The organism is Candidatus Zixiibacteriota bacterium (assembly GCA_020853795.1).
Taxonomy (GTDB): domain Bacteria; phylum Zixibacteria; class MSB-5A5; order CAIYYT01; family CAIYYT01; genus JADJGC01.
In genome coordinates, this window is the sequence record JADYYF010000014.1 from 1 (window position 1) to 10,804 (window position 10,804).

Consider the following 10,804-nt stretch of genomic DNA (forward strand, 5'->3'; position numbering starts at 1 on the left):
AAGTACAGATTCCCGAGCCTGTCCACTGAGCACGGCCAATGCAGCCCAATGGCATTGACGTCATCGCCGGCCGAGATCGGCTCAGACCAGCCGGATTCGGTTCTCTCCAAATACCAGATCTCTTCCTTAAAGTCGGTGTCTCCGCCCTTGACGTCCCCCTCGCGATACGGTCTCGTCTTGATGTAGTAGAGCCGCCGGCCGTCCGGTGAAAACATTGGATCGCGATCGACGGCCGCGACTTGCGGATATGTCCATGCTCCTCCCCAGCCGTCAGAATAGAGCACTGCCCCTCCGTTCGGGCGCATCTCCGTCCAGTATGCCTCCATCGCATCGGGTGAAAAGACGAGCGCGGAGTGCGCCCGGTCATGACCGGAGACGATTCCCGGCAAAAACATTTGCGGCGTATCGCCTGGAGGTTTCTGTCCCATATAAGGGCCCTTGAAAAGTGGATAATGTGGTGCGCCGGTGTCGGCGCCGCAATGGGCGAGACAGTTGGCAGCCGCAGTCTGCCCCACCGCGATGGCCGCATTGAATGCCGATTCGCCCTTCAGGTTGCGGTCGTTGAAGTCCATGCCCAATTCATGGAAGTACAGGAGCACCTCAAGCCGACCTTCCATCGCTGCAGCATGAACCGCCGTATAACCGTCCTGATCGCTCTGTACCGGATCAAATCCGAGTTCGACCAGTGTCTTTACGATCGCGACCGAGCCACCTGCTGCTGCCGGGAAAATCAAGCCGGGATCACGTTCTTTCACTTCCGCGATGTTGCACCCCAGTTCGACTGTATGGCGAAACAGATTCTCCAGCCCCCCGATCACGGCCAGTTCCAGGGCGCGCGGCAACGTCTCCGGCGCCAGGCGTGCTCCGGCAGCGATCAGCAAATCGACAAACTCTTCGTTCTGATTCCTTGCTCCCCACAGCAGTGCCGAGTAGCCTCTCATCGCTACCGCATTGATGTTAGCGCCGTTCTCGATCAAGATCTCGGCCACCCCGATCTCCTCACCTTCGGCAGCGAGAATCAACGGCGTCCGTTGTAGATCATCGGTCGCTTCGAGGTTCGCGCCATTACGAATCAGTAGTTCCATGAGTTCCGTATCGGCGCGCTCAACCGCCAGATGCAACGCCGAGCTGTTCTTGTTGTCGCTCAAATTCACGTCGGCTCCCGCAGCGACCAGGGCCGCGACGATTTCCGCGTGACCGAGTTGCACCGCCAGCATCAGCGGCGACTTCCCCGATTCGTCGCGAAGATTCAGAGCCGCGGCGTCGCCCGCAATCAATGCGTTGACTCGCTGCGTGTCGCCCGCTGCGACCGCGTCGTGAATCGCCGCCGCATGCAAGTCCCACGTCACGCCCACGAACGTCAGGGCAATTGCGAGGTGAGCCAGGATTCTGCGTAATTCCATCGTCCCTCCAGTTTTATCGAATCATGTGCTTTATATGATAATATACGCCGATGTTTTGCTCCATGTTCAATCGCTCGTGCCTGCGAAGACTGGGCATGCCGCGACAAGGATCCCTACGTGCGCAGGAATGACGTAAATCGCCCCTCTCCTCCTGGGAGAGGGGTCGGGGGTGAGGGCCGACGATCACGCATACTTTTCCATCTGGCCGGTCGGACATTCCTATCTGACACTCATCGAAAGAGACAGACAAGAACGTCTATCCTACCACCGCTGCACGAGCGACGGCGATCTCCCCTCTCCTTCTGGGAGAGGGGTCGGGGGTGAGGGCGCGTGCACCAATCCCCCCTCGTGAACCGCATCACATAAAGCTGTTGACCTCGGCCGCTGAAACAGATAGAATACCGACCGTGATTACGAACGCTGAGCTCAAGGACATCATCAAACCGATCGAGCCCGACCTCGAGCGGTTTCAGAAGCTCGAGGTCAAGTTCCTCAAGAACGAATCACCCCTGATTTTCGCGATTTCCCGGCATATCCTGAACACGCGCGGCAAACGCCTCCGCCCGACCTTTGCCTTCCTCGTGAGCAAGGCCACCGGCTACAAGTCGCAGCACCTGGTCGAGGCCGCTCTCGCCGTCGAGATGATCCACACCGCGACCCTCCTTCATGACGATGTCATCGACGAGTCGGAGTATCGCCGCGGCGAACTGACCGTCAACAGCAAGTGGAACAACCTCGTCTCGGTGCTGATGGGCGACTACTTCTTCGCCAAGGCTTTCACTCTCCTGGTCAAGACGAATTCGCTCGAAATCCTGGAGCGCGTCTCCAAGGCGACCGAGCGCGTTTCGGTCGGCGAATTGCGCCAGATCGAGGAAGCGCACAATTACGAGCTGACCGAGGACGAGTATCTCAAGATTATCTCCGACAAAACTGCCAGTCTGTTCCAGACTTCGGCCGTTTCCCCGTCGATTCTCTCCGGCGCGCCCGAGGAAATGGTCAAGCGGCTGGCGAACTTCGGCGAATACTCCGGCTGCGCCTTCCAGATCGCCGATGACTTGCTCGATTTCGTCGGTGACGCCCAGCGCACCGGCAAGAACATCGGCAATGACCTGATCAACGGCAAAATCACTCTGCCGCTGATTTACGCCTTCCGCCAGTCGCAGACCCGCACCCGCAAGGGCATCATCAAGATCCTTGAGGACGGCGTCGCCGAGGGCGGCTTCGAGCGCGTGCTCGATTTCATCCAGTCCTCCGGCGGCATCGAATACGCGCACGGTCGCGCGCAGTCGCTCGCCGACCAGGCGCTGTCGTATCTCAAGCCGTTCGCCAAAAATCGCTATTATGCCTCGTTAGAGAAGCTGGCCACCTTCTCGATCAACCGCGACGTTTAGCCGATTCTTGACTCATCTTTTTCCCCCGAGATTAGTATAATCACAGTATGTTTCGCATCCTGGCGGCAACGACTTATCATCTCTCCTTCACCTCGGCGTGGCTGTGGCTGATCGCGCTGGCGTTTTTGGCGACCGTTGTCCTGACTTATTTCTACTATCGCCGCACCAACCCGATGCTCTCGCGCGGCTTCCGCATCGCCCTCGGTATCCTGCGCGGTCTGGCCTTGCTGGCTTTGTTCTTCGTTTTTGCCGAGCCGTTACTGGTGCGGGAAAGCACCAATGACAAGGCCCCGGTCGTTGCGATCCTGACTGACAATTCCACCTCGATGGCGACCAACCGCCACTCGGCCGAGCAGTTCAAAGCGATTGATGATTACCTGAGTAGTATCGAAAGCCGCCTGCCGTCCGATGCCCGCGTCGTTCAATACTCCTTTGCCGATACGCTGATGCCCGACAAGCCCGCCGGGACCGGCTACCCCGTCACCGCAATTGGCACCGCGCTCCAGCAACTGGCGCGCGCCTACGACGACGAAAATCTGCAGGCGGTCGTGCTGCTCTCCGATGGTGCCTCCAACCTCGGTCCGAATCCGGTGACCGAGGCCAAGCGCCTGGAAGTCCCGATCACCACCATCGGTTTCGGGGATCCGAACCCACTGCCCGATATCCGCATCGTCAAGGTCGACTGCAATCCGGTCGGCTTCGTGGGAAAGGAATTTCCCGTCGAGGTCGTCTTGGAGTCACGCGGCTTCGAAGAGCTGCGCCTGCCGTTGCGCCTGCGCCAGGGCCAACGCACCCTCGCCCAGCAGGAGTTCGACCTGATCGGACAGGGACGCCAGCAGACGGTCTCACTCAAATTCGCGCCCGCCGCCGAAGGCGATCTCGTTATCGAGGCCTCCACCCCCGTGCAGACCAACGAGGAATCGGAAAAGAATAATTCCAAGCAAGTGCACGTCAAGATTCGCGCCAGCCAGATTAAGATTCTGCTGGCTGCAGCCTACCTGAATTGGGATTACAAATTCCTTCATCGCGCCCTGGTCGCCAAGGCCGACTTCAAGGTCGACTCTTACATCGCCGCCAACCAGAAGATCGGTGGCACGAGCGCCTTCCCGGAAAACATCGAGGGGCTCAATGAATACGACGCCCTGATCCTTTACGATTTCGATGCCGACTGGTTCGCCAATCGCAAGCAGCTCTTCGACGCCTTCTTCGACCGCACCGGCAAAGGTATCTTCATTCTGGCCGCCGAGAAATTCGGCCAGACCCCCAAGACGCGCCTGCCAGAGGGGCTCTTCCCCTATCGCTTTTCCGCCAGCCCGATGGGAATTGTGCGTCAGGAAGTTCAGATGACGCTGACCGAACGCGGGCGGATTCATCCGCTGGTGCGCCTCGCCGAGGATGGCGCCGCCTCCCAGCGCCTGTTGAACGCTCTGCCGCCGTTTTCCGGCTACTTGCTCAGCGCTGAACCGGCCAACGCTGCCACCGTCATCGCCGCACTTCCGGCCCTGTCGCCGGACCAACCCGATCTGCCGATCTTCGCGGCCCAGCGCTATCGCTCCGGCAAGGTCGCCTGTCTCTCAGCTTTCCCCTTCTGGCGGCTTGATTTCCTGGCCAAGAGTTTCAATGATGCCGATTCGACTTATTCCCAGTTGGTCGAAAATATGGTGCTCTGGTTGGTGGCACGTGAGGATGTTGAGCGCATCACGATCACGCCGGAAAAGCCGATCTTCATCGCCGGCGAAGCCGTCAATCTGAGCGCCCGTGTGCTGGATGAGGCTTACGTGCCGATCGAGGATGCCGATGTCGAGGCCGTCGTTAAGTCGAGCCAAAATCCGAACGATAGTCTTGTCGTCAGCTTCCGTTACGATCGCCCCGGCCTCTACTCGGCCGACCTGCATTATCTGCCCTCCGGCGAGTACACCGTCACCGGCAAGGTCGAACGTCAGGGCGTGAAACTCGCCAGCCCGAAAGCTTCGTTCATTGTCGAGCCATACAGCCTGGAAGATCTCTCGCAGATTGCCAATTTCGACCTGCTCAAGCGGATCAGCGAGGTCTCCGGCGGGCAGTTCTACGCTGCCGCCGACACTGCCGCCATTCCGCCGTTTCCGACGCTTGCCGTCAAGACCGTCGTACGTCGCTCCGAGTTTGTCCTGTTCGACAACATCTGGCTGCTCGGCCTGATCATCGCCGCCCTTTGCATCGAGTGGTACTTCCGGAAACGGTATCAGTTGCTGTAGTTGCACGCGCTCTCGCGGCCAGTTCTGTCAATCGCCTTTTGTACCTATTATTCCAACCCCTGTAGTTCCGACTTCAGTCGGAAACCCCTTTCAACCCCGTCATTTCAACCTCATTCGTACTTCCTCTAGCCGCCCATCCGTCATTCAAATCTCTAAGCCAGACTCCGTCCCAATGCGGATACTGCCCCAAGTCACTCACCAGTCCGGCACGCACGGGGTTCTCGACGATGTACTGTCCAGTACGAAGAAGATCGTCGGAGGATTTGATGGTGCGTTCAAAGTAACCGCCCTGCCACAATGTTCCGCACGTGTTGCGCTCCTGGTTTATTCTGCGCGCCGATCTGCCTTTGAGCAACTTGACTACATTGCCGAGTGATTGGTCCGGAAGAAGCTGAATCACCCAATGCGCGTGGTCCGGCATGATGACGAAACAGAAAGTGTGCGCCGCGCATTCGAACTCAAGCTCGCGCATCGTCAAAACCAAGATCCGTGCATTATTGAAATCGCCAAAGATCGGCCAATGATTCACGGTGCACGTGACAATGTGGTGGAATTTGCCAGAGATGGGGTATCTGCCAACCAGGAGTCGAGGATTGGTCATGATAACGGCCCTTCTTTCTCGTGGATCATATCCGACTGAAGTCGGATCTACAGGTGACCTTCCATCAATCCGACTGAAGTCGGATCTACAAGTGATCTTCCATAAACCCGACTGAAGTCGGATCTACAGGTGATCTTCCATCAACCCGACTGAAGTCGGATCTACAGGTGACCTTCCATCAATCCGACTGAAGTCGGATCTACAGGAAATCATCCATCAACCCGACCAAAGTCGGACCCACAACCTCGGACTTCTTTCAGCCATAATCAAAGTAATATTCTCCGCGATCCCATGCGCGGGCAATCACATTCCCAGCTCCCAGGGTTCTCTCGGTCGTCCTCTGACTCTTTCTCCGTCCATTTCAAGTAGATATTCAACTCCTCCTCGAAAGTTTTTGTTGCTCCACTACTTCGGCCGCCTTAGCTTTTCGGGCTGTAAGTCAGCCTCAGGGAGGAATTTGTCCATGCCGAAGATTGCTCAATGTCTGGCCCGCGAGATACTCGATAGCCGCGGCAACCCTACCGTCGAAGTCGATGTCCTGCTTGAAGATGGATCGTTTGGTCGTGCCGCCGTGCCCTCCGGCGCCTCCACCGGCACCCACGAAGCCCTCGAGCTGCGCGACGGTGACCGCAAGCGCTATCTCGGCAAGGGCGTGCTCAAAGCCATCCTCAACGTCAACGACAAAATCGTTCCCGCGCTAAAAGAAGAGGGCATCGATGTCCTGAACCAGCGCGAGATCGACGGCTTCCTGCTGAGCCTGGACGGGACTCCCGAGAAGAAGAATCTTGGCGCCAACGCAATCCTTGGCGTCTCCCTCGCGATCGCCAAGGCTGCGGCCTCCTATTCGATGCTGCCACTCTATCGCTACGTGGGCGGCGCCAATGCCCGCGTCTTGCCGTTGCCGATGATGAATATCCTCAACGGCGGCAAGCACGCCGACAACAAGGTGGACCTGCAGGAATTCATGATCATGCCTGCCGGCGCAGAGACCTTCTCGGATGCGCTGCGTATGGGCGCGGAGGTCTTCCACTCCCTGAAAGGCGTCCTGCATGGCAAGAAGTACAACACATCGGTGGGCGACGAAGGCGGCTTTGCCCCGGATTTGAAGTCGAATCGCGAAGCACTGGAGGTAATTGCCGAAGCGGTCGAGAAAGCCGGCTATAAGCCCGGCGCCGATATCCTTTTCGCCCTCGACCCGGCGGCCTCCGAATTCTACGACAAGAAGACCAAGAAATACCATCTCGCCGGCGAAGGCCGCAGCCTGACGACCGATGAGATGATCGAATACTACAAAGAGCTCTGCAAAGCCTTCCCGATCGTCTCGATCGAGGACGGTTTGGCCGAAAACGACTGGGACGGCTTCAAGAAGCTGACTCACGAAATCGGCGAGAAGGTCCAGGTCGTCGGGGATGATTTGTTCGTCACAAATCCAGTGTTCCTCGAGCGCGGGATCAAGGACAAGGCAGCCAACGCCATCCTGATCAAGCTCAACCAAATCGGCACCCTGACCGAGACGCTGGACACGATTCAGATGGCCAATCGGGCCGGCTTTGCCACAGTGGTGTCGCACCGCTCCGGCGAGACCGAGGATACGACGATCGCCGATATCGCGGTCGCGGTCAACGCCGGACAGATCAAAACCGGCTCACTGTGCCGCACAGATCGAGTTGCGAAATACAATCGGCTGCTGCGTATAGAAGAGGAGCTGGACGCGATGGCGGAATTTCCCGGCCGGAGCGCGTTCTTTAACCTGAAACCGCATAAGTAGACGGACCGATGCCGATCAAGGAAGATCACCGCTGGCGCCGCCTGCGCGCCAAAATCATTATCTTCGTCATGCTCGCCGTGATGCTGCTCCTAAGCTACAATCTCACGGTCGGGCAATACGGTTTCATCAACATGATGGAACTGCAGGCGCAGATCAACCAGCTCAAGCGCGAAGAGCTCAAGCTGAACGCCGAGCTGGTCGATTTGGAGATCACGCGCAACCGCCTCCAGACCGACACTCTGCTGATCGAGAAATTCGCCCGCAAGAATTTCCACCTCTCCCGCCCTGGCGAGCGGGTGATTGAGTATTAGACCGCAATTGAGAAACGAGATCCCGTAGGGGCGGGGCTTGTCCCCGCCCGCGAATGGTGTGCGCGTCGTGATTCGCCGGGCGACCACAAGGGTCGCCCTTGCGGGTGATTGGATGCATCATCCCTGCCTTGACATACGGGTGCGCCCTCCGTACCCTGACCCCATGCCGCTGAAGAAGACCGAACTGATCGTGCTCAAACGCACCAAGGTGCAGGATTCATCCCTGTTCCTGATTTGCCTGACCAAAGAACACGGAAAGCTGCCGCTGGTCGCGCGCGGTGCGACCAAACCGGGTTCGAGTATGGCCGAAGCGCTGCAATACTTCACGGTCGCCGACGTCGTCTTCTACGAGCATGAGAAAGACACCGCCGAGTACATCTCGAAGGCCGACATCAGCGCGACCTTCACGAATATCATCAGCGACGAAAACCGCTTCGGCTTCGCATCGGCAGCAATGGAGTTCGTCAATCTCTACATGCCCGAGGGTGAAGCCAATCCGCAAGTATACTTCCTGCTCAGGCGTTATCTGCGCCTGCTGAATGCATCGCCGCTGCAAAATTTCCGCCGCGAGCTTTTGCATTTCTGGTATTTGCTGACTATATTTTGTGGTTATGCGCCGGAATTGGAGCGCTGCGGCGACTGCGGCAACGTTATTGCGACCGACAAGGTGATGTTCGACCCGCAGCGCGGCGGCGTCATCTGCGACAGTTGTATCGGTGACGAACTCGCTTTGCAGATTGATCGCGGCACGATCGCGGCCTTGAAGAAGCTGGCCGGCACGAATATCGCCGAGTCGGCGAAGGTGACCCTGACGCCGCCGCAGATGGCACAGATTCGCGACCTGCTGGTGGCGCTGACGGAGTATCATATCGGCCGCCGCGTCGATCTCAAGTCGCTCGATTTCCTGCGCAAATTGCGGCTGTTTGAGAGCGAATGAAACGTCGGGCACCCTCACCCCTGCCCCCTCTCCCAGGGGGAGAGGGGAACGAGGCCGGTGGGTTCGATTTCAGTCGAACACCCTTTCCGCAGTTCGTAAGTCAGGATCCCTGCGATCCTGACGACACAATTTGAGCCCGGCTGGATTCCCGCCTCCGCGGGAATGACGAAAGCACCGACCCGCTTCTCTTCCCCTCGCCCTTTGGGAGAGGGGTCAGGCTGAGGGCGTAGGTCAGGATCCCTGCGATCCTGACGACACAATTTGAGCCCGGCTGGATTCCCGCCTCCGCGGGAATGACGAAAGCACCGACCCGCTCCTCTTCCCCTCGCCTTTTGGGAGAGGGGTCAGGGGTGAGGACGCTTGAACACGGAATTATTGAACTAATCTATACCGGAGGACTTCGTGGCAAAAACCGTCGACAAAATGGATCAGATCGTTTCCCTGTGCAAGCGGCGCGGGTTCGTCTTTCAATCATCGGAAATCTACGGCGGTCTCGGCTCGTGCTGGGATTACGGCCCCTACGGCATCGAACTCAAGCGCAATCTGAAAGACTTCTGGTGGAAGGCGATGACGCAGAAGCGCGACGACATCGAGGGGATCGACGCCGCCATCCTGATGCACCCCAAGGTCTGGGAAACCTCCGGCCATGTCGCCAACTTCACCGATCCGCTGGTCGACTGCAAAAAATGCAAGGCCCGTTTTCGCGCCGACCAGCTTGAATCCGCACGCTGTCCCCTCAAACCGAGCAAATCACCGCTTGAGTGCGGCGGTGAACTCACCGAGCCGCGCAGCTTCAACCTGATGTTCAAAACCTTCATGGGTCCGGTCGAGGATTCCAGCGCCACCGTGTATCTCCGTCCCGAAACCGCGCAAGGCATCTACGTCAATTTCCTCAACGTCATGGGGCCGGCGCGGCAGAAAGTCCCCTTCGGTATCGCGCAAATCGGCAAGGCGTTCCGCAACGAAATCACCCCCGGCAATTTCATCTTCCGCACCCGCGAGTTCGAGCAGATGGAGATGCAGTTCTTCATTCATCCCTCCGAGGACGACAAGTGGTTTGACTACTGGAAGGAAGAGCGGATGAAATGGTACCACGAACTCGGCATTCGCTCCGAGCGGCTGCGCTTCCACGAGCACGGCAAGGATGAACTCGCGCACTACGCCAAGAAGGCGTTCGACATCGAGTACGAGTTTCCGTTTGGCTGGAAGGAACTGGAGGGCATCCACAACCGCACCGACTTCGATCTGAGCCGACACATGGAGGCCTCCGGCAAGGACTTGAGCTACTTCAACGATCAGACGCGCGAGAAATTCGTGCCCTACATCATTGAGACCTCCGCCGGCTGCGACCGCACGTTGCTGGTGTGCCTGGTCGATGCGTACGAAGAGGAAGAAGTCAAAGGCGAGACGCGCGTGGTGCTGAAGTTTTCACCGAAGATTGCGCCGGTGAAGGCGGCGGTGTTTCCGCTGGTCAACAAGGACGGGATGCCGGAAGTCGCCACGAAGATCTTCCACGATCTCAAGATGCATTTCAAGTGCTTCTACGACGATTCCGGCGCGGTGGGCCGGCGTTATCGCCGCATGGACGAGATCGGCACGCCGTACTGCATCACGGTCGACGGCCAGACTCTGACCGACCAGACCGTCACCATCCGCGACCGCGACACCATGATGCAGGACCGGGTGAATGTGACGCAGCTGGTGGAGTGGGTGAAGGGGAGGATTGGGGGGTAGCCGCCCGCGGGGCCGCACTCCGGTGAACGTAGTCTGTCATCCCTGCGAAGGCGGGGATCCAGTTCGTAGGTCGGGTTCCGAGCGCTCCCCAATCTCGGTGTCTGGAATTCAATCGGGGAGCGAGAAACCCGACACCGCATTTTTCTAACCGCAATGTCGCGTTTCTCATTCCGCGACAATCGTTCCGTTTCTTCCCTATCTCATGCCACGCGGAATTCGGAACCCGACCTACATCGTGACAGCCCGTAGGTCCGAACCCCCGTGGTTCGGACAGATTCGAATTATATTGGGGCGTCTTGTCCGAAGCGCAGGGCTTCGGACCTACCGCCCCCGCCCGCGCGCGGCCAGGACCGCAAAGGTGGCATTGAGGATAAACACGTAGGCGACGAAAGTGGTGTTCTCGAAGTTGTAATTCTGCACCGACA

General features: G+C 58.3%; 8 protein-coding genes. 6 read left to right on the forward strand and 2 right to left on the reverse strand.

Annotation, left to right across the window (positions count from 1 at the left end; translation table 11 throughout):
• The coding region (locus tag IT585_01125) for an ankyrin repeat domain-containing protein (GenBank protein ID MCC6961831.1) at positions 1–1,403 on the reverse strand (1,403 nt) is incomplete at its 3' end.
• 407 nt (positions 1,404–1,810) lie between these two features.
• Here IT585_01125 and IT585_01130 point away from each other — a divergent pair.
• Positions 1,811–2,794: a polyprenyl synthetase family protein gene (locus IT585_01130; protein MCC6961832.1), complete on the forward strand. Its 984-nt coding sequence runs from the start codon at positions 1,811–1,813 to the stop codon at positions 2,792–2,794.
• A gap of 47 nt (positions 2,795–2,841) precedes the next feature.
• The gene (locus tag IT585_01135) at positions 2,842–5,028 is read left to right on the forward strand and encodes a hypothetical protein (GenBank protein ID MCC6961833.1); all 2,187 of its coding nucleotides are present in this window, start codon (positions 2,842–2,844) and stop codon (positions 5,026–5,028) included.
• 73 nt (positions 5,029–5,101) lie between these two features.
• Here the strand turns inward: IT585_01135 and IT585_01140 are convergent, their stop codons facing one another.
• Positions 5,102–5,629 carry a transposase gene (locus tag IT585_01140; GenBank protein ID MCC6961834.1) on the reverse strand — a complete coding sequence of 176 codons (528 nt, stop codon included), beginning with the start codon at positions 5,627–5,629 and terminating at the stop codon, positions 5,102–5,104.
• Positions 5,630–6,092: 463 nt separating this feature from the next.
• On the opposite strand from IT585_01140, the gene eno reads away from it, so the two are divergent.
• The 4 genes from eno to IT585_01160 all read left to right on the forward strand — a co-directional run bounded on the left by eno (position 6,093) and on the right by IT585_01160 (position 10,379).
• Positions 6,093–7,397 (forward strand): phosphopyruvate hydratase, encoded by a 1,305-nt coding sequence (gene eno, locus IT585_01145; GenBank protein ID MCC6961835.1) that lies wholly within the window; start codon positions 6,093–6,095, stop codon positions 7,395–7,397.
• An 8-nt stretch (positions 7,398–7,405) separates the two neighbouring features.
• Complete coding sequence (locus IT585_01150) at positions 7,406–7,708, forward strand: septum formation initiator family protein (GenBank protein MCC6961836.1); 303 nt, start codon at positions 7,406–7,408, stop codon at positions 7,706–7,708.
• Between the two features lie 163 nt (positions 7,709–7,871).
• Positions 7,872–8,645: a DNA repair protein RecO gene (recO, locus tag IT585_01155; protein MCC6961837.1), complete on the forward strand. Its 774-nt coding sequence runs from the start codon at positions 7,872–7,874 to the stop codon at positions 8,643–8,645.
• A gap of 423 nt (positions 8,646–9,068) precedes the next feature.
• Complete coding sequence (locus IT585_01160; protein ID MCC6961838.1) at positions 9,069–10,379, forward strand: glycine--tRNA ligase; 1,311 nt, start codon at positions 9,069–9,071, stop codon at positions 10,377–10,379.
• Positions 10,380–10,804: the final 425 nt, after the last annotated feature.

Excerpts from the sequence above, each read along its gene's own strand:
- eno (MCC6961835.1), top strand. The coding sequence starts at position 6,093 with ATGCCGAAGATTGCTCAATGTCTGGCCCGCGAGATACTCGATAGCCGC.
- IT585_01150 (MCC6961836.1), top strand. The coding sequence starts at position 7,406 with ATGCCGATCAAGGAAGATCACCGCTGGCGCCGCCTGCGCGCCAAAATC.
- IT585_01135 (MCC6961833.1), top strand. The coding sequence starts at position 2,842 with ATGTTTCGCATCCTGGCGGCAACGACTTATCATCTCTCCTTCACCTCG.
- IT585_01140 (MCC6961834.1), bottom strand. The coding sequence starts at position 5,629 with ATGACCAATCCTCGACTCCTGGTTGGCAGATACCCCATCTCTGGCAAA.
- IT585_01160 (MCC6961838.1), top strand. The coding sequence starts at position 9,069 with ATGGATCAGATCGTTTCCCTGTGCAAGCGGCGCGGGTTCGTCTTTCAA.
- recO (MCC6961837.1), top strand. The coding sequence starts at position 7,872 with ATGCCGCTGAAGAAGACCGAACTGATCGTGCTCAAACGCACCAAGGTG.